Origin of the sequence: Microcystis sp. LSC13-02, assembly GCA_002282935.1 — a bacterium.
In the GTDB taxonomy this organism is placed as follows: domain Bacteria; phylum Cyanobacteriota; class Cyanobacteriia; order Cyanobacteriales; family Microcystaceae; genus Microcystis.
The window spans coordinates 1-24076 of record MTBT01000281.1; the positions used below are offsets into that span (position 1 = coordinate 1).

The window sequence follows — 24076 nt, forward strand, 5'->3', positions numbered from 1 at the left end:
CGGTTTCTCATCGTCTCTTATCCTCTAAAGCTCTCTGGAAAACTATAACATCACTGTCTCCTAATTATTAACGCACCCTACAGCGATAGCGCTCGCTAACAAGGCTAACTACATAAGCACCAGAACCTTGCAGCGATCGTCCAAGCCTTTAGTCAGATTACGTTGAAAGACATTCATCATTGGTTTACCCATTGTTGTTATTGCGATACCCCTTTTAAAGAGCCTAATCAAGAGCCTGCCTAGTCATCCCTTTGTACCTCATTCAACTGAAAACCGCTATAATCGCTGCAATTCTTGAATCTTGTGTTCCTATACGAATTTTTTGCTCCCGTAATTCTCTGAAATGATAATGAGCTTCTAAAGTATAGTTCAAAATTTTAAATTTGCTCAGATAATTAACTATATCTCTCAAACCTTGATAGCCTTTGATTAACTTTTCATATTGATTGCTTTGAGAGTATTTTCTGATCACGCTGAACCATCCTCTTACTTGTTCTTCTAAAGTAATAATTGTTATAGCAATATCATCAGGATCGATAGACGCTACTCTCCGAACTAAGTTCGGATGTAGTTTTTGCAGTAGGGTTATATGATCGGTATCTAATATATATTGAGTCACGGTGTTTCAACTTGTTGACTGTCTTCTTGGTCAACTTTTTGACGATAGGTTTCTATACTCTCTATGACTTCATCTAAGAGGGGATTATAGGTTAGTGTAACTGGTATATTGAGCAGTGGATGCTCTTGTTGTTGTTTTTTCTGCGCTAATTTTTCAAATAATTGGTTTTGTTCTTCTAAAGAAAGTTGATCGATAGATTCTATAATCTGGCTAAGAGAAAGATGAGGAGTCATAAATTACAAGCCTTTTTGACTAGATATTGATGCTAGGTAGCATAATTCCCTTCGCTAACAGCTTTAAAACAGATCCTACAGTAATCGGCATTTTTCTGATAGTGAGTTATTCTAAACAAATATTGGGAGCTACTGTAATTCGGTCTAGTTTTTCCATAGTGGTACAAGCAGGATGCCTGTAAATTATATTGATGCAATTGGTAGCACAGGCATCCGCCGCCTGTAAAGAGATAGAAAGATTTAAGTTTAGAACAATGCCAGCCTATGTTATACTCTAAACAGAAAAACCCCCCTTGTCAAATTTGGGCAAATTCGGGCAAAATAGGGGATGTAAATTTTATACACTATTTAGTATTATTTTGATAGGACTAAAGAGGCTAGATTATGACCAGTGCCGAGCAAAATAAGCTATTTATCCTGATCGATGGGCATTCTTTGGCTTTTCGTGCCTATTATGCCTTTGCTAAGTCTCGTTCTGGCCCTCTGCGTACTTCTACCGGCATTCCCACCAGTGTTTGTTTTGGGTTTTTAAATTCTCTGATGCAGTTACTTGAAACTCAAAAACCCACTTATTTAGCAGTTGCTTTTGATTTAGCAGTCCCTTCTTTTCGCCATGAAGCTGATGTCAATTATAAGGCTAATCGGCAAGAGACTCCCGAAGAATTTCGCCCCGATTTAACTAATCTGCAAAGTCTCTTGGCAGCGATGAATATTCCTATTGTTACTTCTCCAGGTTACGAAGCAGATGATGTTTTAGGAACTTTGGCAAAACAAGCTGGTGATAATGGTTATACAGTCAAGATTTTAACAGGCGATCGAGATTTATTCCAATTGGTAGATGAGGAGAAAAAAACCACGGTTCTCTATCTGGATATTAATGCGGTCAAAAGTACATCAGGACAGGGTTATACAGAATTCAATTCCCAAGCTGTCACGGAAAAGTTAGGGGTGACACCAAAACAGGTAGTAGATTTTAAAGCTCTTTGCGGTGATAAGTCTGATAATATCCCCGGTGTGCGCGGAATTGGCGAAAAAACAGCGATAGATTTATTAAAAAAATACGATAACTTAGACGATATATATACCAATCTGGAATCGATTAAGGGAATGGTAAAAACTAAATTATTAGAGGGAAAACCCGCCGCCGAAAGTTCTCGCTATTTAGCTAAAATTGCCCTTGATGCCCCCGTTAGTCTGGAGGAGGATAAATTTCGTCTCCGGGGTTTTGATCGGCGTTTAGTTAAACCTTTATTGGAAAGATTCGAGTTAAAGAAAATTCTCCAGAAACTCGATCAAATTCAACAGCATCTAGGTGGTACTCCTACCCTAGAATTAACTAGCGATGCTGATTCTAATCAATTGTCTCTGTTTGATTTACCCCCTATTTCTCCACCGGTTCTAATTGCTCCCGACATTATTGATACTATTCCTAAGTTAGATGCTTTACTGGCAAAATTAACAACTTTCACTAATCCACAATTTCCCGTCGCTTGGGACACCGAAACGACGGATTTAAATCCTCGTGTAGCCAAATTAGTCGGCATCGGTTGCTGTTGGGGAAAAGAATTAAATTCTATGGCCTATATTCCCATCGGCCACCAGAGCGGCGATAATTTAAATCTAGAGATAGTCCTCGAAAAATTACGACCAATTTTAGCGGGTGATAATTATCCGAAAGTCTTCCAGAATGCGAAATTTGATATTGATATTTTTTATCATCAAGGAATTACCGTTAAAGGTCTAGTTTTTGATACTATGGTGGCTAGTTATGTCCTCCATCCCGAACTAACTCATAATCTCGAAGATTTATGCGATCGCTATTTAGCCGGTATCACTTCCCTTAGTTATAAAAGTCTCGGTATTCCTGCGGGAAAAACCATCGCTGATTTAGATATTCCCACTACTGCCAACTACTGCGGATTAGATGCCTACGCTACCTATTTGCTTCGAGAAAAATTACAGTCAGAATTGAATAAAATTCCCCCTTTATATCAATTATTCTCAGAAATAGAATCTCCCTTAGTGATGGTGCTTTGGCAGATGGAAAATTATGGTATAAAAATTAATATCAATTATCTAAAAAACTTTTCCCAGCAACTAGAAAGAGACTTAGCAGACATAGAAAAAAATGCCTACGAATCTATCGGAGAAACTTTTAATCTTAGCTCTCCTAAACAGTTAAGTGAAATCCTCTTTGATCGATTGGCACTCAATCGCAAAAAATCCAGAAAAACTAAAACAGGTTACTCTACCGATCAAAGTGTTTTAGAGAAACTACAAGGAGATCATCCCTTAATCGATTATATCCTTGAACATCGCACCTTATCCAAATTAAAATCAACCTATGTGGATGCTTTACCGAAATTAGCCGAACCAAAAACCGCAAGAGTACATACAGATTTTAATCAAACCATCACCAGCACCGGACGCTTATCATCCTCCAATCCTAACCTACAAAATATCCCCATTCGCAGTGAATTTTCCAAGCAAATTCGTCAAGCTTTTATTCCCGAAGATGGTTACTTATTAGTGTCAGCAGACTACTCACAAATAGAGTTAAGAATTCTCGCTCATCTCAGCCAAGAACCAGTTTTATTAGAAGCGTATCGTAGTAATCAAGATGTTCATAAAGTCACCGCTCGATTGCTCTTTGATAAAAGCGAAATTACGCCAGAAGAACGCAGTTTAGGAAAAACAATTAACTTCGGAGTTATTTATGGCATGGGAGCGCAAAAATTCGCCCGTGAATCGAAATTAACCGTAGAACAGGGCAGAAAATTTATTGAAAAATATCATCAACGTTATGCCCAAGTATTTGAGTATTTAGAGAATAGCAAAAAACAAGCGATCGCTCAGGGATATGTGGAAACAATTTTAGGTAGAAGACGTTATTTTAACTTTGATAATCCCCTCTTAAAAAGACTGCGAGGACTACCCTTGCATGACATCGATTTAGATAGCCTCAAACTCAACAACGAGGAGGCACAATTATTAAGATCGGCTGCTAATGCGCCCATTCAGGGTTCCAGTGCTGATATTATTAAAGTAGCGATGGTAAAATTGGCCGAGGTGCTGCAAAATTATCGAGCAAGATTACTGCTGCAAGTCCATGATGAATTAGTCTTGGAAGTACCAAGAGAAGAATGGCCATCCCTAGAGTCAAAAATCAAGACGACTATGGAGGAAGCTGTCTCCTTGACGATCCCTCTCTTGGTAGAAATTAAAGCTGGTGACAATTGGATGGAAACCAAATAAAACTATGATCGAAAACAGACAATTTTTAACCCCAGAAGAATCCGCAGATGTGGACGCTGCCCTCTTGACTGCTCCCGAAAAATTCCTGACTCGTTTAACGATTTCTTCCCTACGCTTACTAAAAATAATCGCCGAAGATACGGGAGTAACCCTAGAAGAATTAACCCATAAACAGGTCATCCAATGGCTAGAAAAAGATAGTAAACTGCGTCGGGAACAGGGGATCGAAGCGGCAGTGCTGAAATGGTAAATAAACTCTTAAAAAATCAGCTATCCCTGACAATTTATGCTAGTTTTTAGCTATAAACTTACTGGAGTTACAACAATGACAATTACCCTAAAAGTACCTAGTATTGCCTGTGAAGGTTGCGCTAATACCATTACTAAAGCGATTAACAATCAGCAACCAGCATCCCAAATATCGGTGGATGTAGCCAATAAAATCGTCACGGTAGAAACCACCGCATCCCGCGCAGAAATTGCCCAATGGATCAGCGAAGTCGGCCATACGGTTGAGTCTGGAAGTGAGGGTTGACATCCTCCCCCGTTAAAAATATACCTCTGGTAAAAATCCAGGGTAGTTCTATTTTTGTGTTCATCAGATTAGGTTTACTCCCAAGCTTTCTAGTTGTTGGTTTATCCAAGCGGTTGCCGTTTCTTCATCGGTTTCTATTTCTAATAGTTGTTTGGATTTTTGCTTTAAAAGCACTCTTAGAGTAAGGGTGCGATCGCTTTTAAAAGTTCTGTTAATTTATTTTTCCATCGGTATAGCGCAAAATACGCCTGATAGAATTTACAATGAGGCATAGATAATCTGTGCTGATTCCAAAATGTTTTTACATCTTAGCCAGTTATCACTCCGTTTGAGCGCTGCTTTCACAATTAAATCTACTTTTCGATTGAAAATTGCTTGCAGTTCATCGCGCATTTGTAGGGTTTCGGTTAAACCTCGTTTAGCAGTTGGGGAAAAGGTAATTAAAATATCAATATCACTATCTGGACGGAAATCTTCGCGTAAAACTGAACCAAATAATGCCAATTCGGTGACTTGCCACTTTTGACAAAATCCTTTAATTTGTTCCATTGGTAGATTTATTTTTTTGTTCATTAGATTAGTTTTACCCCTAAGCTTTCTAGTTGTTGGGTTATCCAAGCGGTTGCCGTTTCTTCATCGGTTTCTATCGCTTTTTCTACTCCAATTTTAGCAATTTCTAAGAGTTGAGTTAAAAGGGCGATTGATGATTTTAATGAGTCCGAATCAGTTAGAATTAGCAGTTTATGATGCTGAGGATGCGTTTTTAAGGGTCAATCGTCTAGGTTTCTCCTTAGTTCGGTTTTGGGGTGATGGGATTCATGAGCGCTTAATGAAGAATTTGAATGAATTTTCATGATGAGGTATCGTCATTGTTATCAGTTTTTTTACTTCGTAAATCTACCCATAGATGTCTTAAATTAAATGGACTAGGTGGCAAATCAGGACGTTCTAGTTGATGGTCAAGACGACTCACATCATTTTGCCATCCTTCCGGCGATAAAGTTAACTCTATAATGGTTAGTTGTGAACAATGCTCATTAACTTCATTTAAAATTTCGTTTAATTCCATATTTTGAATATAACCAATCATTGCTCCCGAACTGACGGATTTTCCATAACCCCATTCAACTAATATAAATCTGTTAATCCCATTTAGAATATAATTTTTGTTAAGTATCCATTGAGAACTTGATGGAGAACCGAGTCTTTTAGCCTCTAAAGTGTAAAATTTATCCATTCTTTCAGGATTTGTTTCGTTAGTATCACAGATTCCCCATTGAAAATCAGGTCGTTTATATTCTCGTTTAGCTCGAATGCTATCATCAGCATCAGGTTGATTATTGGCTTCATACATACAAGGCCATGCTATTCCTTGATTAGAAATAGTTAATTGTTGGTTGGCATAACGGACAAAAAAGCATAGTTTTCGATTAAGTTCATCTTCACTTTGGGGTAATTCTTGGTTCTTTTGAAGCATTTCTAAAGCAAGCCTAAAAGTAGCTAAAACTCTCTTTTCATGATTACCCCATATATCTTTTTTTAATAAACTTGGTTTTGTCATAGGTTTAGATCCTTTCTTGAGATTCTTGTAAGTTAATAATTTGAAGCATTGTTGCCTCCGCATCCTCACGCGCCATGCTACGAGTCCAGAATCTTCGTTCATTACGCTTAATAATAATGATTTCTGTATCAGAAACCGAACGAACTAAACCATCAAGATAAATTTGATGGCTATTATAGGGAACTAATAAACCATTTTCTTGTTTTCCCAATTGCTCAAGAATCTTTATCCATTGTTGTTGATCTGATTGGGAGACAGGTTGAGGTTTTTCTCCATACTCTTGTGTAGAGAAAATAACGGCTAACATAGGATTTTCTAACCCCAGAAATTGAGGGCGAATAATCTGCCAACTGAATTCACCATCAGGTTCTAATTCTCGATTCCAAATATCTAAAAAGGCTTGTAAATAACCTTCTAATCCTTTTTGAGTTTGACGGTTTTTATTAATATCGTTGAGAAGTCCTTGATTTTGTTGAGGATAGCTTTCAACAGGTTTTACTGCTTTACTGTTGATATGATTATAGTAAAACTCTATCCCAACATCACACATATCACGAATGAGATCCCGTTCAGCAATGGTGAGATCATAGACATCAAATATTGCCTCATCTAATTGATATTCTAATTCAGTGAGTTGTGCTTCTATTTTTTCTGGAGTTTTTCCTTCAGGATGTTCAATACTATACTTTATAGGATTACAATTCTGTAATTGCTCAACAATATCGATAACTTTTTCCCGAATAACTTGATCCTTTGGAAAAATAATCGGCAAACTTAAATATTCATCCTTATAAATTCCATCATGCCATATTCCCCATTTGCTAGAAGTCAGAAAAAAGTAATAACGAGATAATGAAGACCATAAAGTTCCTAATACAATTTTATATTTCCATTCTTCAGCATCATGTAACTTGATACAATTTACTGAATTTGTAAAACTGAAGTTTTCTGATTCCAATCGAGCAATAATTTCTCCTTTTTTTCTAGATACCTGACTAATACCATGTTTAATAAGTAACCGAATACCTTGATATAAAGTTGGTTTTCTTGGTCGAGTTACTTGTTTAGGTGGTCTTTGAAACCAAGAAGAAGAAATTAAACCATATCTTTCAAATTTATCTGTGGGAAGTAATCTCGGTAACTGGCAATCTTTTTGATCCTTTCTCCCTTCTGAAAATCCTTGACCACTATTCCTAGAGTCATGTAATTCTTTTAAAGTTTGCGATAATTGTATCCCTTTAATTAAGCCAGCATCTTGATGATTTCCCCAATAATAAATTTTCCATAAATAATCATTATAAAATAGTTCACTTTGTCTGATACCACGACGATCCATAACACTCAAAATAACAGCTGGCATATTTTTAATCATAGCTGTTTTTTTAGCAGACCAATAAGTGACAACTTGATCTTTTAAGGTTAACTCTGTCTGATTGACTTTCTGAAAAATAATTGAAGCAAAAGGAGAAATTGAAGCACTAGATTGGTTTTTATTACCAGATTTAAAGAAAATATCACGAACATGAGCAAAATTGACAACTTCTTTTAATAAGACACTGTTTAACCATTTTTGTCTAAATTCTTTGCTTTTATCATGGGTCTTAAAGAAAATACCTGTTGATGCCACTAATGCTGACCATCCATTATCTTTTAAAAAATCAAATACTCTCCAGATAAACGCTTGAGAACGTTCTTTATCTCCAACTGGATAATCACGTTCTTGACACCATTGTAAAGCGATATTTAATTCCTGTGTGCTTTTTCTATCGGTCGTTTTAGGAGATCCCCAAGGAGGATTACCGACAACAACATCAGCACATTGACTGCTAAAATTCCTAGATAATGTCACATCTTCTGAGTTAGAAAATTCTTGAAAAGCATTATCGCAGACTAAATTATTAAAGTGATTATCCTCAGATAACCCATTCGGTTGATAAATTAAAAATGGTAATTTTTCACCTCGTTTAATTTGTAATAAAATGTCTGGAGGCTCTTGATAATTTAATAAAGCAAGATATAGACTAAATGCAGTAATTCTGATAGCTTCTGAATTAATTTCTATCCCAGCTATCTGATTTTTTAAGATTTCTCTTAACTCTTGCCAACTTAATCGCTGTCCCTGATTTTGATAGACTCGATGTCTCACAATTCTCCGAAATGCTTCCACTAAAAAGATTCCTGAACCACAACAAGGATCAAGAATACGGGGATGAGTTGTCAAACAATCTGACGTTAAAACTTTAGACAAGACAAATTCTACTAATGAACTCGGTGTATAATGCGTCCCATTATCAATATTTTCTGTATTTGACTCATGATAAAATTCTTCATAAATACTACTAATTAAAGAAATAGGAATTATATCAAATTTATAAGCCCAGAAAAATAATTTTTTTTGTGGATCAATATTTCCCTGTAAAAATTCTTGTAAGAGAGATAAATGCTGTTGATCAACAGATTCAGCTTCTTGTTCATCAGAAGGGAACATATCTCCGTTAAAATCTTGACTCAACTTATTAAATAAAGCATAGGTAAAACTTTTATCACTTAATATTTTGATATAATGTTGTTTAGCTTCAGTTTCCATATTTAACTGATCGTCAGGAGCATTAAGTAAGGCTTTCCAGGTTGCATTGTTTTGTGCTATTGCTTCAAAATACTCTTGAGTTAAAATTCCTCTATCTTCCAAATAGCGAATAAAAATTGATCTACCAATTAAAGCATGAGCATATTTACGTTTATTTTCGCTTAATCCTCCACTAATTAAGGCTAAACGAACTGTTTTTAAATCTTTGATCAGTGATTGATCAGCACGTTGATTAGATGTTTCAAAACGCTCATCCTCAAAAAGCTTCCCTGATTCAATTTGTTCCCGTCTGTATTGATAAAGTTTTGAAGTTACTTCAAGTATGTTTTGGGCAACTTCTAACGGTCTATTATTTTTCTTCCAATCTTCTATACTTCTAGCAGGTGGTTTGGTTAGATCGTAAATAGCTAGTTCACCTTCTTTCGCTAAAAATAGGTAACTTGGTCTAGCCATACACCATATTTTATTAAAGATTTGCCGTACTTTTTCATCTTCTTGAGTATCACATTTAGCAAAAATAATCACAGGATTATTTTTGACAAAAAAAACTTTTTCTGCTTCAACTTGCTTGGCTAATTCTAACCAATCTCCTTTTTCTATCCACTCTTCTAAAGTTATTTCTGACAATGACACTTTTGAACTCACTAAGTCGCCTTGACTAAAATCGAGTTCATCATAAGCATATTCTAACAATTCATAAGCAGAATTAGCTGTCATCATCTTGAGTAAATCACTGGTAATAGTTGATTGTGTTGGTTAGAGTCACACAACCTAATCTTTGGTTTTTTTGAACTATTTTTAATAGTATGACTGATAGGAAGCGTAACTGTCAAGTAAATAGACAAGCCGCCATTATGTCAATTTTTTAATAATTTGCCTCTAGCACTGAAAGTGAGCAAACAGCGATCGCCTTTGGCGCGGCTTTGCCGTTCGCCTTTGGCGCAGCTTTGCCGTGGCAATTGTCCGTGACTCAATATCTGTAATAATCTAATAAAGCCCTTGTAAACCTTCTTTAAGCTCTGGGTTTTCGTCTTGATCGAGATGCACAAAATCGCCCTTAGATGAGAATTAGTTTACAAAAATTTACATTTGGAGATAAGGAGCAATGAGTCAAGTTTCCGGTACAGATGTTCCCGATTTGGGTCGTCGTCAATTTATGAACCTGTTGACCTTTGGTACAATTACCGGAGTAGCAGCGGGCGCTTTGTATCCGATTGTTAAGTATTTTATTCCCCCCTCGGCCGGTGGTACGGGTGGCGGTGTCACCGCTAAAGATGCCCTAGGCAATGATGTGATTGTCAGTCAATTTCTGGGCAGCCATAACCCTGGCGATCGCACCTTAGCCCAAGGTTTAAAAGGCGACCCCACCTATTTAGTCGTCCAAGAAGACAAAACCCTGGCCAACTACGGAATTAACGCCGTCTGCACCCACTTAGGTTGTGTGGTGCCATGGAATGCCAGCGAAGAAAAATTCATGTGTCCTTGCCACGGTTCCCAGTACAATGCCGAAGGAAAAGTAGTTCGCGGTCCAGCGCCTCTATCCTTAGCCCTCGCCCATGCCAACGTCACCGATAATGATAAAGTCGTCTTCTCCACTTGGACGGAAACCGACTTCCGCAATGGCGAAGAACCCTGGTGGTCCTAGATTATTCAATGTGACGAGATTTTGGAATTTTTAACCGATAGAGATGAGAACATTCAACTTTTTAAGTTTCCCGCAAGTCCACAGACAGGCCCTAGTGAAAGCTGTCCTCGTGGCGATCGCTACCGTTTCCCTACTCCTAACCAGCGATGTCATTAACCCCCAATCTGCCCAAGCATATCCTTTTTGGGCGCAACAAACCGCCCCAGAAACCCCCAGAGAAGCAACCGGTCGGATTGTCTGCGCGAACTGCCATTTAGCCCAAAAACCCGCCGAAATTGAAATCCCTCACTCGGTATTACCCGATAGCGTCTTTGAAGCAGTAGTAAAAATCCCCTACGATCCCGCCAGTCAACAGGTGTTAGGAGACGGATCGAAGGGGGGTTTAAACGTGGGTGCAGTCTTAATGCTACCGGATGGTTTTAAAATCGCGCCCCCCGATCGCATTCCCGAAGAAATGCAGGAAAAACTCGGTGGAGTCTATTTCCAATCCTACAAAGAAGGTCAAGATAACGTGGTTATCGTCGGTCCTTTACCCGGTGATCAATACAAAGAAATCGTTTTCCCCGTCCTGGCCCCCGATCCTAGCCAAAATAAGAGTATTCACTTCGGTAAATATGCTGTGCATTTAGGGGCCAATCGCGGTCGCGGTCAAGTGTACCCCACCGGTGAACCTAGCAATAATAACGCCTTCAAAGCTTCTACCGCAGGTACAATTAGCCAGATCAGCAAAACCGAAGCCGGTGGTTATGAAGTCACCATCACTTCCCAAGCAGGCCCCGTGGTGGAAAATATTCCCGCAGGTCCTGAGTTAATCGTCTCGGAAGGTCAAGCGATCGAAGTGGGACAATTTTTAACCAGTAACCCCAATGTCGGCGGTTTTGGTCAAAAAGATACGGAAGTTGTCCTGCAAAATCCCGGCCGGATCAAAGGATTAGTTTTATTCCTCGGTGGCATTATGTTATGCCAAATCCTCTTAGTTATTAAGAAAAAACAAGTGGAACAAGTACAAGCGGCCGAAATGAATTTCTAATCGCAATATTTCGGTTATTTTTGCTAGAAAGCGGGTTATTTGCCCGCTTTTTAGCTTTGAGTCAGGAAAACGCTCACCGTTCGCTGCCGTCTGATACAATCGGTTCAACTTAACCGATAAGTGTCAATTTTTATGAATCAGTCGCTTGTTCCAGTCATTCTCGCTGGTGGTAAAGGGGAACGTTTTTGGCCTCTCAGTCGTCTAGCGCGTCCGAAACAGTTTCTCTGTCTTGATGGTAGTGGTCGCAGTCTTTTACAAGCAACGGCTGATCGTCTATTATCTTTAGGGGCAGGTTGGGAAAATCTCTGGGTAATTACCGCTAGTGCGATCGCTGATGGTGTCCGCGAACAACTGCCTGATTTACCAGAGAGTAACCTATTAGTGGAACCAGTGGGCAAGGATACGGCCCCAGCTGTGACTTGGGCCACCTTAGAAGTGACAAAACGTTATGGTAAGGAAGTGGTGATCGGTTTTTTTCCTGCCGATCATTATATTGGTGATCAAGAGGCTTATATTAACACTTTAAAAGCGGCCGTAGAAGTGGCCGTCAGCCAAAAAGCGATCGTTACTTTAGGGATTAAACCCGATTATCCCTCCACCGGTTACGGTTATATCGAACAGGGAGAAAATCAGGGCGAATTTAATGGCCTACCCGTCTATAAAGTGAGTCGTTTTACGGAAAAACCCGATCGCACCACGGCCGAAAAATTCCTGGAAACGGGACTTTTTAGCTGGAATAGCGGAATGTTTATCTTTCAGGGACAAGTGGTTTTAGAGGAGCTAAAAACCCACGCTAATAATATTTTACAACCTCTGATTGATCGGGGCATCGCTGCCTATGAGGATTTAGAGAAAAAAAGTATTGATTATGCTTTGATGGAAAAAACCCAACTCGCTTACGTTTTACCCGCTAATTTCGGTTGGGATGATCTGGGAGATTGGAATTCTCTGGAAAGATTACTAGAAGCAAAGGGCAAAAATATTGAACTGGCCAATCATGTCGGTTTGGATACGGAAGGGGCTATTATCTATGCTAGTGATCGGGAAGAAGCGATCGTTACTATTGGTTTAAAAGATCTGGTAATTGTTCGCGACGGGAAAGCGACTCTCGTTGTCCACAAAGATCGTACCCAAGATATTAAACAAGTTCTCAAGCAATTACAAACCGATCCCAAATTAGAGAAATTGTTATAGGATCGATATTAGTTACTAGCTTTTTCAGTAATCAGTGATCAGTAACCAGTAATCAGTGAAAAGACAGTAGGAAACTTTTAAGTAGATGGGTGGAATTAAATATAAGATGAACGTAGGTTGGGTTGAAGTATGAAACCCAACGTCTGCATGGGTTACGAAGTGCGCTAACCCATCCTACAAATAATTGTGCCTCCCTACTTATTTAATACTGCTCACTTAAAACTCAAATCTGATAACTTACCCACTGATAACTGATAACTGATCACTGATAACTGATAACTTACCCACTGATAACTGATCACTGATCACTGATAATACCGTGTTCTCACTGCCTCAAACCAGTCAAAGACAAAAAGAAATCCTTGAGATAGTTCTCGGCAACGGTTGGGACTATATGCGCGGGGTTTTAACCTTAGGAAAAACAGAAAATCCCCAGATTCCCACCCCAGAAGTTCTCAAAAAAATCCTCGTGGAATTGGGGCCTTTTTATGTCAAATTGGGACAGTTACTTAGTACCCGTCCCGATCTGCTACCTGCTAATTATATCGAGGCTTTAACTGCCCTACAAGCGCAAGTTCCTCCCGTTGCTTGGACAGATATAGAAATAGTCATCACTGAACAGTTAGCAAAACCGATCGAACAGGTATTTAAGTATATTAATCCCCAACCGATCGCCGCGGGATCGATCGGGCAAATTCATCGGGCAACTTTATTATCCGGGGAGGAAGTAGCGATTAAAGTCTTGCGTCCGGGGATCGAAAAAATTGTCGCCCAAGATAGTGCCTTAATTAAGGTAATTGCTGATTTAGTTGCCCTCACAGAATTTGGTCAAAGTTATGACGTTGTTAACTTAGCAGAGGAGTTTATTAAAGCAGTCAATGCGGAATTAGATTTCACCCAAGAAGGTCATTATACTGACCAATTACGCTATAATTTAACCCAGAGTCGGTGGTCAGAACCCAAACAGTTAGTTATTCCTAAAATTTATTGGCACTTAACTAATTCTCGGCTATTAGTGTTAGAATGGTTGGAAGGAAAACAAATTTTAGAGGCTGATGTTTCTAGACCAGCAACTGAGCAAGCAATTTCCCAAAGAAAAAGCGAAATAACTAGAATTTTGTTTCGGTCATTTTTTCAACAAATTTATATTGATGGCTTCTTTCATGCCGATCCTCACCCGGGTAATATCTTCTATCTTGACGATGGTAGAGTGGCTTTAATTGACTGTGGTATGGTGGGCAGATTAGACCCGCAAACTCAACAAATTTTAACAGAATTGTTATTGGCAATTGTTGACTTAGATGCCAAAAGATGCAGTCAACTAACTATTAAACTATCCGAGTCAGTGGTGCCGATTACTTTAGTACAATTAGAGGTGGATTATGAGCGGATGTTGCGAAAATACTATAACCTCAATTTAAATCAAATTAACTTTAGTGAGGTAGTTTATGAACTTTTGCAAATTGCCCGTCGCAATAGAATTAAACTTCCGGGTAATTTAGGTTTATTTGCCAAAAGTCTCGCTAATCTAGAAGGAACTGCCCGAAAATTTAATCCTGATATTAATATCCTGGAAGAAGTCAAACCGCTATTAACTAATATTCTTGAACAACAGTTAATCGGTAGCACTCCCCTACAAACTGCCCTAAGAACAGTTTTAGACTTGAAATCTTTTTCCCTGAAATCTCCCCGTCAAATCGAAGTTTTACTAGATGGTTTAACCTCGGAAACTTTAAATGTTAATCTGAAAATTCGCGACCTAGATAATCTCCGTCGCAGTTTAGATAATTCCGCCAATCGACTAGCTTTTAGTGTGATTATTGGTTCCTTAATTATCGGGGCCGCCATTGTCACAGCCAGCGCCCAATCTCGGCAATTAACTATTATTAGTACCGGATTATTTGCTACAGCTAGTTTTATCGGTTTATGGTTAGTTGTCGGTATCCTGCGCTCGGGGAGATTGCGCTAGAAATTATCGCGATTAAATTAAGATTTGTTGTTGTAAAAATTTCGCCCACTGACTAGCCAATTCAACTTCAGTAAAGGGAATTTTTTCAGGCGATCGCTCCTTAAAAATAAATTCTAGGAAAGGAGAACCTTGGGGGGGAAGAGCATCTAAATCCACCACTTGATTATTAACTAACAGACGGATTTCTTTGACCTCCTCTAGGGAAAAAGTTTGTAAATTAATCACTCCCTTACGAGTTGGCTTTCCCCAAGTGATAATTTTATCTTTTTGACCTAATACAGAATATATATCATACTTAGCTCGCTCGAAGTTTTCCGCCCATGCTCGATAGATTTCCACTTTTTGGTATTCATTCCAACCACTCCAAGCCAACCAAATAAATAGAATTAATAAAGGTGTCCACAATAACCCGCGTTCCATAAACTATCGCCCCAAAATCCTGGTCAATTAATCGTATTTTATGCTAATTGGCAGCAAGGGATTATCAGATGTCAGTTTTCAGTTCACTGATTACTGAAACAAGCTCCCCACTCCCTTGCTGATTCGGAAAAAAAGGGCAGGCAAAGGCCCACCCTAGGATTAATGATTAGTCAATCACACCTTAGACATCGTAGTAGAGGGAGAACTCGTAGGGGTGGGGACGTAAGCGCATCGGGTTAACTTCGTTATCGAGTTTGTAGGTGATCCAGTTTTGGATAAAGTCTTCGGTAAAGACACCAGAATCGGTCAAGAAAGCGTGATCTTTTTCGAGATTTTCCAGAGCTGCTTCCAGAGAACCGGGGGTAGAGGGTATTTTTGACAATTCTTCGGGACTGAGTTCGTAGATATCCACATCGAGAGGTTCCCCTGGTTCGATTTGATTTTTAATCCCATCGATACCCGCACAGAGCATGGCTGCAAAAGCGAGGTAGGGATTAGAAGTCGCGTCAGGACAACGGAATTCTAAACGTTTGGCTTTCGGGTTGCTTCCCGATAAAGGAATCCGAATCGAAGCGGAGCGATTACCTTGGGAGTAGGCCAGGTTTACAGGGGCCTCAAAACCGGGGACGAGACGCTTGTAAGAGTTGGTGGTGGGGTTAGTTAAAGCTAAGAGAGCGGGAGCGTGTCTAAGCAAACCACCGATATAGTACAGTGCCATTTGGCTAAGTCCGGCGTATTTATCCCCGGCGAACAGGGGTTGACCATCTTTCCAGATAGACTGGTGAACGTGCATCCCGGAACCGTTATCACCAAAGATGGGTTTGGGCATAAAGGTGACGGTTTTACCGTATTTCTTGGCCACGTTCTTAATGCAGTATTTGTAGGTCATCAAGTAGTCGGCGGCCCGTACTAGGGTAGAGAATTTAATCCCTAGCTCGTTTTGACCACCAGTGGCGACTTCATGGTGATGTTTTTCGATGGGAACTCCGCAGTCGGCCATGGTTAAGAGCATTTCCGTGCGAATATCTTGAGAGGTATCGGTGGGACTAACGGGGAAATAACCCTGTTTGTAGGCGGGTTTATAGGCAAGATTTCCCTCTTTTTCGTCTTTACCGCTATTCCAACGACCTTCGACACTATCCATGTAGTAATAGCCTGCGTTGGCGGTTTGGTCGAAACGAGCGCTATCAAAGAGGAAAAATTCCGCTTCCGGTCCAAAAAATGCGGTATCACCTAAACCGGTACTGCTAAGATAATCGATCGCTTTCTGAGCAATAGAGCGAGGATCGCGGCTATACCATTCACCGGTTCTCGGTTCTTTGATGCTACAGATCATGCTTAGGGTAGGTTCCTTGTAGAAGGGATCGATCCAAGCAGTGGTGGGATCGGGAACCATGGCCATATCGGATTCGTTAATTGCTTTCCAACCGCGAATACTGGAACCATCGAAGGCAACACCATCGCTGAAAGAGCTTTCATCGATTTGGTCGTAGTAGAACGAGCAATGTTGCCAGATACCCGGCATATCAATAAATTTCAGGTCGATAATCTTAATATTGTTGTCCTGAATCATTTTCAAGACTTCTTGTGGCGTTTCGGGCATGGAAAACTCCTTTGATGTATGGATCAGTTCTTAAGCTTCTCAAAAAATCCATCCTAGACAGTCACTTTGGCCGGTTTTGTATTTTTCGATACAAAATCTTTAATCCTAGCTTGAAAAAATCTGTAATTTCCTTGTTCAGGTCGGTAATTGCTCAGAATGGCGATTTGCCTATCAGCTTCTAGCTCCTCTTGCCACACCTCAAGCACGTTCACTTCTGCAAACACTTGCCGTCTAAGCTAAGACGCATTTTAACCGCCTATACTTAGGGTCTGCGGCAAAAAGTTTTTCGGTGGGGGTTGGGGGTTGGGGGATGGGTTTTACCGATTTTCAGGTGGTCAACTACCTAATTTTCAGGGAAAAAGTCCCTGAATTTTCCCCCGGATCACTCCCCGGTCCGGTACTTTTTGATTGACAAAAGGTCTAAAAGTCTTACCCAACAAGGTTTTTAGCTTTATTCAGCAAGCCCTAATTAATTAAATCTTTTGCCAGATAAGGATTTAGTCGATTTATGCAACCCTATTGAACCATACCAAGTAACGAAGAACCAGAAATTATAACTTTCTTTATCCTCAATTATAACAGTAATTTCTCGATTATTTAATAGGATTAATTCTCCTGCGTACAGACCTTTGCCTCCCTTTCAATCAGGAGCGCAGAACCATTCGCTAAAACCTGGTCGAGTATTGGCTTTTTTTCCTTACTAGATATTTTGGCATTAGCGGGCTATTTCACCTGAAAATATAGACCATTTTCTTGATTACAAAGTAAGAAAAAAACTCTAATAGCAAATCTGTTTTTAATAGTATGATTAACTTCCAATCGAACTTTAAAAACCCGCTCCCCGCTCCCCACTTCCTATTCCCCGCTCTCTTGCCTAAATACTCACCTCGCCTACCTCAACTCTGGCCAGTTAATGCTATTATACACCTAACCAGACATTTTAGCCTCAAATTCTGAAATATAATGTTTGCTTAACCTGGAACGATCAAAGCGTTAGATTAGAAAGAGTCCTTTTTTTAGAGATATTTAAACCTGATGGTCTGGCCTTTTAAACCGAAAACCCGCAAACAAATCGCTCGAATAGAAATTACAGGTGCAATTGCCTCCGATACCCGCAAAAGAGTCTTAAAAGCCCTAGAAATCGTCAAAGAAAGGCAATATCCCGCCCTACTTCTCCGCATTGACTCCCCCGGGGGAACCGTGGGGGATTCCCAAGAAATTTATGAAGCATTGAAGCGGTTACAAAAAAACACGAAAATAATCGCTAGTTTTGGCAATATTTCCGCCTCTGGCGGCGTTTATATCGGTATGGGGGCTAATTATATTATGGCTAACCCCGGCACGATTACTGGCTCGATCGGTGTTATCCTGAGAGGGAACAATCTGGAAAGATTGTTGGATAAGGTGGGAGTTTCGTTTAAAGTGATTAAATCTGGCCCTTATAAAGATATTCTCTCCTTCGATCGAGAATTAACTGATGAAGAAGAAAGAATTCTCCAGGATATGATCGATACCAGTTATCAGCAATTTCTGCAAACCGTCGCCAGCGCTAGAAATTTAGATGTCAATCAGGTGAAAAGTTTTGCCGATGGGCGCATTTTTACCGGTCAACAGGCTTTAGAATTAGGAGTGGTCGATCGCTTGGGAACCGAGGAAGATGCCCGACTTTGGGCGCTAGAATTGGCAGGATTACCCCCAGATAAAACTAAATGTCAGACTATCGAAGAACCGAAACCCCTCCTCAGTCGTCTGACGGGCAATCGTTCCCAAATACCCCTAGGATTACAAAAAACCCTACAGCGTCTAGAATTTGAATTGGAAGTTAACGGACAACTATTGTGGTTATACCGACCCTGATGGCCAAATTAAAGTCGAGAAAAAGGGCGCGTTAACCCCTAAAATTGACTCATCAGGATTAGCGGAGGATGACAATCGTGCAGTGGAAGGTTCGAGCCATTCGGGGAGCAACGACAGTAACGGTTAATACTATTGAAGCTATACGAGAAGCAGTGACAGAACTCCTCGAAGCGATCGAAATCCACAATAGTCTCGATCCCGATGATATTGTTAGTATTATCTTTACGGCAACTCAGGATTTAGACGCGATTTTTCCCGCTGCTATCGCTCGCGAACGTCCCCATTGGCAAAATGTCCCCCTCCTCGATGTGCAACAGATGCACGTCGCTGGGAGTCTGGAAAAGTGTATTCGGGTAATTCTCCACGTTAATACTCTCAAACTGCAAAGCGAAATGCAGCACGTCTATCTGCAAGGGGCGAAAAATCTTCGCCCCGATTGGCAGATTTCTCCAGTCACTATTAATCGCTAAAATCTTCGATAACCTGTTCCCGCATTTTCTATTTCGATTTTATCACTCAATCCAAGCTCTTGGGGGGTTCTACCCCCCAAACCCCTCGCGCATTAGGTTAACTGTGAGATGCTTACACGCAGTTGTTCATATATTTGTACCAGTTTAAGAGTCACTGATAATTGCTGATTGTCGGTGTTTCTGCAAATGTGAGATGCAGCCGACTAAATCTCTATCTCAAGGTCGCGAGAGGACTCCCGTTAAACCGCGCGAGCGGTTAGCGGGGGAGTGTCAATTCCGACAGCCAACTCAAAATTAATTGATTAACTTTTTCGGGATGTTCATCGTGGGGACAGTGACCGGCTTTGGCAATCGGATAAAATTGGGTATTATTTCCCATTTTAGCTCTTTCTTGGTAAATTACCGAACCGGCGATCGGTGTCCAAGGGTCATCCTCTCCCCAGAGTACCAATAAAGGGCGATCGATTTGCGGTAATAATTCCTGGGGAGAAGGTCCGGGGGGTGCTGTCAACACCGATGCAAACACTCCCCACGCACCCGCATCACAGGAGGGTTGATAGATAATTTCGACTAATTCCTCGGTAATCGCAGCATGATCCCGATAAACCTGTTTTAAGGTGTTACGGATGCGATTTTTCTGCCTTACCTGTTCAAAAATAAACTTTCCTGTCACGGGAGAACTAACTAAACCGGTAAAGGCAGCCATGATTAAACGCAGCGGCAAATTTAATTCTTCGGGACGATGGTTTAATCCTCCGGCACAGTTAATAATTACTCCTCCAGCAGTGATTTCGGGAGATTCTGCCATCAGCATTAAGGTAATCAGTCCCCCGATGGAATTACCGATAAATACCGCCGGTTTTGCCATTTTTTCTCGCCAAAAGTCTTGTATTTGCCGCAGCCAAAGGTCGAGACTATAATCTAAAGCTGGCTTATCTGTACCTCCAAATCCCAAAAGATCTAGGGCATAGACTTGATAGCCATTTTCCGCTAAAACGGGGATATTTTTGCGCCAATGACCGATAGATGCCCCAAAACCGTGAATTAATACTAGGGGTTGTCCTTCTCCCCGCACAGTGTAGGGGATGGTGTGACCTTGCCATGTCCAAGACAATTGCTCTAAGCTAGTCCCAGTGATCGGAGATTGTAGTGCCATTGTATGAAGTTTTATTAAGTGATAGGTAAATTATAGAGTAAAAATCAGCCGAGAATTTATGCCACAACGCCAGACTTTTACCAATAACTCGATGGAAATTTCCTATTTACAATGGAGCGATCGAGGTATGCCTCTATTATTATTGCACGGCATGGCGGATCATGCTTTGGTTTGGTCAAGTTTGGGCGATTATTTAAGCTCAAATTATCAAGTTATTGCCCCAGATTTGCGGGGACATGGGGAAAGCGGTAAACCGGCAACCGGTTATCACTTTCAGGATTATATCGGCGATTTAAGGGCTTTAATTAATCATTTAGGTTGGACGCAAGCACATATTTTAGGTCATTCTTGGAGTGCTAAAATAGCGGCAATTTGGGCAACTCAACAGCCGGAAGTATTTAAGAGTTTAATTTTAGTCGATCCCTTTTTTATCGATAAAATGCCTAGTTGGATTAGGATAACTTTTCCAATTCTCTATCAAGTTTTGCCCTTTTTAAAGATTACTCGCTCCTTTGATAGTTATCAGAGCATAGAAGCGATCGCTCGTCAATTAAAACAATATAAAGGTTGGTCAAATCTACAGCAAGAGGTGTTTAAAAATGCCATCGAACAAAAAGCTGATGGCAGTTGGAGCAGTAAATTTACTTTATCGGCACGCGGGGAAATTTTTGAGGATGTCATGGGGTTTGCCGGATTAACTAAAACTTTAGATATTCCCAGTTTATTAATCCTTCCGCAGCAGGGATTAAATCGCACTGCTTGGCAAATTCAATCCTATAAAAAGTATTTAACTTCTCTAGAGATTAAAAAGATACCGGGTAATCATTGGGCATTTTTAGGGGAACCTGAAATTTTTAATCAAGCGGTGGCCGAGTTTTTATCCGTTCGGGAAATTGTCTGATTAGCGGAGAGAACGAATCTGCAATTGGTAATAATCCTCGTCTAAACCTTGATTCTGCTTGTTATTAACCGAATTAAGCTGTTTTTGCAGTGCCAAAATGCGATCGCCCGTAGCAGGATGGGTGCTGAGAATTGTTGGGGTAGAACCCCCCTGTTGTGCTAATTTTCCCATCAAGGAGATCATCGCCGTGGGTGCATAACCAGCCTCAGCTAGATTGTTTAAACCCAGTCGGTCCGCTTCTAATTCATCCTTGCGACTATTGGGCAGATTATAGGCGAGATTGACTCCCAATTGTACCCAAGTTTTTGTGTCTAATCCCGCCGCGCTGAGAAGTCCTTGGGCGAGGGCAGTATTGCGTAATTGGGTGATAGAATGACGACCGACGATATGGCCGATTTCATGGGCAATGACGCTGGCTAATTCTGCCTCATTATCAGCAGTTTTAATCAATCCCGTGTGTAAATAGACAAATCCGCCCATGGTTGCGAAGGCGTTAATGCTATTGTCGCGCACCACTTGAAAAGTGTAGGGAATCTCAGGGTGATCGCTAGTTGCCGCTAATCGCTGGCCGATTTCTTGGACATATTGGTTAATTCTGGCATCTTTGGCCAGTTTTATTTTACCTGATTCTAATAAACCTTGATTAATCTGCCTACCGAGGGCAACTTCCTGCTGAGGAGAAATAGTGGCGAGTTGAATAACCTGCACACCGCGAAAAAGTAAATCCATCCACGAGCGTGCGAAACTAGGTTGGGGATTGACAATCCCGATACTCAGGGTGAGCAGCAGGGAAATTATTGTTAATAGCCAAAAACGGTAGAAAATAGGGCGCATAGACGATTCGATCCCATAAAAACCTCATTCCCATTCTAGACAGTCCCTATCACCCTTTGCCTGCTACTGTCCCCGATTGGTTTGATAGACGTAAAAGTTAAATAAATCGAATAAACTGCCAACAAAAGCAAAGGTGACAGCGATGGTTAACATTCCTTGTAGGGGATAACCGCCGCCGAAAATGGTTAAAAATTGCAGGATTTGGCTAAAACCGGTCTGACAAACCCAAGTAAAGCCGGGGACATGACTGGTGGCCAATAAAGCAGTTAAAATAGAACCCACCAAGAGGACGGGGGCAACAAAACTTAATAGGGTGGAAAATAGCAGGGAACGGAGCAAAGTAATCATGGGTGCTGATCTCCAGAGAATTAGGGGGCGATCGAACGGGAATAGGAATCTATGCTCGCTCCCCTCTAGGATATACGTTCATCTCGGCTAGGGGCGGTTTTTTAAAAAATCTTAAAATATCATTAAGATTCTTGGTTAATAACGATTAAGTGGTACACAAAAGTCAATGCAATAATTGCTGGGTCAGCCTTTTTCAGTGATCAGTAAACAGTAAACAGTAAACAGTGAGGGGTTGGGACGTGGGGACGTGGGGACGTGGGGACGTGGGGACGTGGGAAGAATAAATAAAAATAATCTCCCGTCTCCTGTCTCCTGTCTCGGCTCTTCTCGACTTTGTGTGATAATTTTTGCTTATGGAATCGTGAAATGCTTATCGAGCAAGACTTTTAGGGCTATTTTGCGGATATTACCAGAAGAGCCCTGTCTCCTGTCTCCTGATAACTGATAACTGATAACTGATAACTGATAACTGATAACTGATAACTGATAACTGATAACTGATAACTGGAACTACCTGAAGCATTGATCCCCGTGGTGTGGTACTGTCAATTCAGTGTATTTATCGGCACTGGCTTAAGATTTGTCGCTATTGTCCTCCCCTTCTCCCGTCGCTGTTTTTGAGGCTTTCTATGACCGACATTCCTTTCACCCTAGACCAACTGAGAATTCTCAAAGCGATCGCTGCCGAAGGAAGCTTTAAGCGGGCGGCAGATACCCTGTATGTATCTCAACCGGCGGTCAGTCTTCAGGTACAAAACCTCGAAAAACAGCTAAATGTGCCGTTATTTGACCGGGGCGGTCGGAAAGCCCAATTAACGGAAGCGGGATACCTACTCTTAAGCTACGGCGAAAAAATTATCACTCTCTGTCAAGAAACCTGTCGGGCGATCGAAGATCTACAAAATCTGCAAGGGGGAACCCTGATCGTCGGCGCTTCCCAAACCACGGGAACCTATCTTCTTCCCCGCATGATCGGGCTTTTTCGGCAAAAATACCCAGAAGTATCCGTACAGCTACAAGTTCATTCCACCCGTCGCACCTCTTGGAGCGTTGCTAACGGTCAAGTGGATTTAGCCATTATCGGGGGAGAAGTTCCCGCCGAATTACAAGAAACCCTGCGGATTATCCCCTACGCAGAAGATGAACTGGCTTTAGTCCTGCCTATTTTTCATCCTCTGTCTAAGGTAGAAATGATTCAAAAAGAGGATTTATATCGACTAAAATTTATCACCCTCGATTCCCAATCGACGATTCGCAAAGTTATCGACAAGGTTTTAACTCGTTGCGAGATCGATACCAAGCGCTTAAAAGTGGAGATGGAACTTAACTCGATCGAGGCGATTAAAAATGCTGTACAATCCGGTTTGGGGGCGGCTTTTGTCTCGGTGACAGCGATCGAAAAAGAACTACAAATGGGAGTTATCCACGCTACCAGAATTAAAGATGTGGAAGTACGACGCACTTTGTCGGTAATTATTAACCCGAATCGCTATCGCTCGAAAGCTGCCGAGGCTTTTACCCTAGAAATACTACCGCAATTCTCCACCTATCCCGAATATCTGGCTGACGACCACAACTTTGAACCGATTCCTAATCCGCAACCCGCCGAAATTATTAGTAAATAAGTCGCTCGAGATGGGCAAAATCTCCCTCGGAACATTTAAGCTATCTCTTGGGAAAATTACTGGCCCGATAAATTACTTTTTGATCGACTTTAATCCAATGGAGACTCTCTAAACGATTTCTAAGATTAGTAATAGTTAGGGCTTGCTGAATAAATCTAAAAACCTTGTTGGGTAAGACTTTTAGACCTTTTGTCAATCAAAAAGTACTGGATATGGGAGTGATCGGGGGGAAAT

The 24076-nt window shown here is 40.7% G+C and carries 21 protein-coding genes; 11 read left to right on the top strand and 10 right to left on the bottom strand.

The window, feature by feature from the left end; translation table 11 throughout:
- Positions 1-262 precede the first annotated feature (262 nt).
- Together BGL89_RS17565 and BGL89_RS17570 are read right to left on the bottom strand one after the other, a co-directional pair.
- On the bottom strand, positions 263-619 hold the full coding sequence (locus BGL89_RS17565) for a type II toxin-antitoxin system VapC family toxin (protein ID WP_286826825.1): 357 nt from the start codon (positions 617-619) through the stop codon (positions 263-265).
- Positions 616-852 (bottom strand): hypothetical protein, encoded by a 237-nt coding sequence (locus BGL89_RS17570; protein ID WP_002746188.1) that lies wholly within the window; start codon positions 850-852, stop codon positions 616-618. The genes BGL89_RS17565 and BGL89_RS17570 overlap by 4 nt, the downstream gene beginning before the upstream one ends.
- Positions 853-1236: 384 nt before the next feature.
- Here BGL89_RS17570 and polA point away from each other — a divergent pair, with 384 nt between their 5' ends.
- The 3 genes from polA to BGL89_RS17585 are packed head-to-tail and all read left to right on the top strand — an operon-like array spanning position 1237 to position 4642.
- Positions 1237-4107, top strand: coding sequence for a DNA polymerase I (gene polA, locus BGL89_RS17575; RefSeq protein WP_286826828.1), 2871 nt, complete (start codon positions 1237-1239; stop codon positions 4105-4107).
- Between the two features lie 4 nt (positions 4108-4111).
- A complete protein-coding gene (locus BGL89_RS17580) occupies positions 4112-4357 on the top strand; it encodes an NDH complex assembly factor CRR9 (protein WP_286826830.1) in 246 nt (81 codons plus the stop codon).
- Positions 4358-4393: 36 nt separating this feature from the next.
- The gene (locus BGL89_RS17585; RefSeq protein WP_286826831.1) at positions 4394-4642 is read left to right on the top strand and encodes a heavy-metal-associated domain-containing protein; all 249 of its coding nucleotides are present in this window, start codon (positions 4394-4396) and stop codon (positions 4640-4642) included.
- Positions 4643-4900: 258 nt separating this feature from the next.
- Here the strand turns inward: BGL89_RS17585 and BGL89_RS17590 are convergent, their stop codons facing one another.
- From BGL89_RS17590 to BGL89_RS17600, 3 genes are all read right to left on the bottom strand, one after another.
- Complete coding sequence (locus tag BGL89_RS17590) at positions 4901-5191, bottom strand: nucleotidyltransferase family protein (protein WP_286826833.1); 291 nt, start codon at positions 5189-5191, stop codon at positions 4901-4903.
- A 301-nt stretch (positions 5192-5492) separates the two neighbouring features.
- The gene (locus tag BGL89_RS17595; RefSeq protein ID WP_286826834.1) at positions 5493-6203 is read right to left on the bottom strand and encodes a hypothetical protein; all 711 of its coding nucleotides are present in this window, start codon (positions 6201-6203) and stop codon (positions 5493-5495) included.
- Between the two features lie 4 nt (positions 6204-6207).
- The gene (locus BGL89_RS17600) at positions 6208-9507 is read right to left on the bottom strand and encodes an HsdM family class I SAM-dependent methyltransferase (protein WP_286826835.1); all 3300 of its coding nucleotides are present in this window, start codon (positions 9505-9507) and stop codon (positions 6208-6210) included.
- Between the two features lie 388 nt (positions 9508-9895).
- Between BGL89_RS17600 and petC the strand changes: the two genes are divergently transcribed.
- The 4 genes from petC to BGL89_RS17620 all read left to right on the top strand — a co-directional run bounded on the left by petC (position 9896) and on the right by BGL89_RS17620 (position 14628).
- Entirely contained in the window at positions 9896-10435 is a 540-nt protein-coding gene (gene petC, locus BGL89_RS17605) for a cytochrome b6-f complex iron-sulfur subunit (protein ID WP_286826836.1), read from the top strand.
- Between the two features lie 43 nt (positions 10436-10478).
- A complete protein-coding gene (gene petA, locus BGL89_RS17610; RefSeq protein WP_286826838.1) occupies positions 10479-11465 on the top strand; it encodes a cytochrome f in 987 nt (328 codons plus the stop codon).
- A 132-nt stretch (positions 11466-11597) separates the two neighbouring features.
- Positions 11598-12659 carry a mannose-1-phosphate guanylyltransferase gene (locus BGL89_RS17615; RefSeq protein WP_286826840.1) on the top strand — a complete coding sequence of 354 codons (1062 nt, stop codon included), beginning with the start codon at positions 11598-11600 and terminating at the stop codon, positions 12657-12659.
- 319 nt (positions 12660-12978) lie between these two features.
- The gene (locus BGL89_RS17620) at positions 12979-14628 is read left to right on the top strand and encodes an ABC1 kinase family protein (RefSeq protein WP_286826842.1); all 1650 of its coding nucleotides are present in this window, start codon (positions 12979-12981) and stop codon (positions 14626-14628) included.
- A gap of 12 nt (positions 14629-14640) precedes the next feature.
- On the opposite strand, the gene BGL89_RS17625 is transcribed toward BGL89_RS17620, so the two are convergent.
- Both BGL89_RS17625 and glnA read right to left on the bottom strand, forming a co-directional pair.
- Positions 14641-15048, bottom strand: a complete 408-nt coding sequence (locus tag BGL89_RS17625) for a hypothetical protein (protein ID WP_125732447.1) — start codon at positions 15046-15048, stop codon at positions 14641-14643.
- A 181-nt stretch (positions 15049-15229) separates the two neighbouring features.
- The gene (gene glnA / locus BGL89_RS17630) at positions 15230-16651 is read right to left on the bottom strand and encodes a type I glutamate--ammonia ligase (protein ID WP_286826843.1); all 1422 of its coding nucleotides are present in this window, start codon (positions 16649-16651) and stop codon (positions 15230-15232) included.
- Positions 16652-17686: 1035 nt separating this feature from the next.
- Between glnA and sppA the strand changes: the two genes are divergently transcribed.
- Positions 17687-18508, top strand: coding sequence for a signal peptide peptidase SppA (gene sppA / locus BGL89_RS17635; RefSeq protein ID WP_286826844.1), 822 nt, complete (start codon positions 17687-17689; stop codon positions 18506-18508).
- Between the two features lie 68 nt (positions 18509-18576).
- Positions 18577-18978, top strand: a complete 402-nt coding sequence (gene aroH, locus BGL89_RS17640; protein WP_286826845.1) for a chorismate mutase — start codon at positions 18577-18579, stop codon at positions 18976-18978.
- Between the two features lie 256 nt (positions 18979-19234).
- Here aroH and BGL89_RS17645 read toward each other — a convergent pair whose 3' ends face one another.
- Positions 19235-20134 carry an alpha/beta fold hydrolase gene (locus tag BGL89_RS17645; RefSeq protein ID WP_286826846.1) on the bottom strand — a complete coding sequence of 300 codons (900 nt, stop codon included), beginning with the start codon at positions 20132-20134 and terminating at the stop codon, positions 19235-19237.
- A gap of 58 nt (positions 20135-20192) precedes the next feature.
- Here BGL89_RS17645 and BGL89_RS17650 point away from each other — a divergent pair, with 58 nt between their 5' ends.
- On the top strand, positions 20193-21035 hold the full coding sequence (locus tag BGL89_RS17650) for an alpha/beta fold hydrolase (protein ID WP_286826847.1): 843 nt from the start codon (positions 20193-20195) through the stop codon (positions 21033-21035).
- Here BGL89_RS17650 and BGL89_RS17655 read toward each other — a convergent pair whose 3' ends face one another.
- Entirely contained in the window at positions 21036-21869 is an 834-nt protein-coding gene (locus BGL89_RS17655) for a M48 family metallopeptidase (RefSeq protein WP_286826848.1), read from the bottom strand.
- 63 nt (positions 21870-21932) lie between these two features.
- Positions 21933-22217 (bottom strand): hypothetical protein, encoded by a 285-nt coding sequence (locus BGL89_RS17660; RefSeq protein ID WP_286826849.1) that lies wholly within the window; start codon positions 22215-22217, stop codon positions 21933-21935.
- A 629-nt stretch (positions 22218-22846) separates the two neighbouring features.
- Here BGL89_RS17660 and BGL89_RS17665 point away from each other — a divergent pair.
- Positions 22847-23842, top strand: coding sequence for a LysR family transcriptional regulator (locus tag BGL89_RS17665; protein WP_286826850.1), 996 nt, complete (start codon positions 22847-22849; stop codon positions 23840-23842).
- Positions 23843-24076 lie beyond the last annotated feature (234 nt).

Excerpts from the sequence above, each read along its gene's own strand:
- BGL89_RS17570 (WP_002746188.1), bottom strand. The coding sequence starts at position 852 with ATGACTCCTCATCTTTCTCTTAGCCAGATTATAGAATCTATCGATCAA.
- BGL89_RS17595 (WP_286826834.1), bottom strand. The coding sequence starts at position 6,203 with ATGACAAAACCAAGTTTATTAAAAAAAGATATATGGGGTAATCATGAA.
- BGL89_RS17590 (WP_286826833.1), bottom strand. The coding sequence starts at position 5,191 with ATGGAACAAATTAAAGGATTTTGTCAAAAGTGGCAAGTCACCGAATTG.
- BGL89_RS17625 (WP_125732447.1), bottom strand. The coding sequence starts at position 15,048 with ATGGAACGCGGGTTATTGTGGACACCTTTATTAATTCTATTTATTTGG.
- BGL89_RS17600 (WP_286826835.1), bottom strand. The coding sequence starts at position 9,507 with ATGACAGCTAATTCTGCTTATGAATTGTTAGAATATGCTTATGATGAA.
- BGL89_RS17585 (WP_286826831.1), top strand. The coding sequence starts at position 4,394 with ATGCTAGTTTTTAGCTATAAACTTACTGGAGTTACAACAATGACAATT.
- BGL89_RS17645 (WP_286826846.1), bottom strand. The coding sequence starts at position 20,134 with ATGGCACTACAATCTCCGATCACTGGGACTAGCTTAGAGCAATTGTCT.
- petA (WP_286826838.1), top strand. The coding sequence starts at position 10,479 with ATGAGAACATTCAACTTTTTAAGTTTCCCGCAAGTCCACAGACAGGCC.
- polA (WP_286826828.1), top strand. The coding sequence starts at position 1,237 with ATGACCAGTGCCGAGCAAAATAAGCTATTTATCCTGATCGATGGGCAT.
- BGL89_RS17665 (WP_286826850.1), top strand. The coding sequence starts at position 22,847 with ATGACCGACATTCCTTTCACCCTAGACCAACTGAGAATTCTCAAAGCG.
- BGL89_RS17650 (WP_286826847.1), top strand. The coding sequence starts at position 20,193 with ATGCCACAACGCCAGACTTTTACCAATAACTCGATGGAAATTTCCTAT.
- BGL89_RS17655 (WP_286826848.1), bottom strand. The coding sequence starts at position 21,869 with ATGCGCCCTATTTTCTACCGTTTTTGGCTATTAACAATAATTTCCCTG.
- glnA (WP_286826843.1), bottom strand. The coding sequence starts at position 16,651 with ATGCCCGAAACGCCACAAGAAGTCTTGAAAATGATTCAGGACAACAAT.
- BGL89_RS17580 (WP_286826830.1), top strand. The coding sequence starts at position 4,112 with ATGATCGAAAACAGACAATTTTTAACCCCAGAAGAATCCGCAGATGTG.
- aroH (WP_286826845.1), top strand. The coding sequence starts at position 18,577 with ATGACAATCGTGCAGTGGAAGGTTCGAGCCATTCGGGGAGCAACGACA.
- petC (WP_286826836.1), top strand. The coding sequence starts at position 9,896 with ATGAGTCAAGTTTCCGGTACAGATGTTCCCGATTTGGGTCGTCGTCAA.
- sppA (WP_286826844.1), top strand. The coding sequence starts at position 17,687 with ATGGTCTGGCCTTTTAAACCGAAAACCCGCAAACAAATCGCTCGAATA.
- BGL89_RS17660 (WP_286826849.1), bottom strand. The coding sequence starts at position 22,217 with ATGATTACTTTGCTCCGTTCCCTGCTATTTTCCACCCTATTAAGTTTT.
- BGL89_RS17615 (WP_286826840.1), top strand. The coding sequence starts at position 11,598 with ATGAATCAGTCGCTTGTTCCAGTCATTCTCGCTGGTGGTAAAGGGGAA.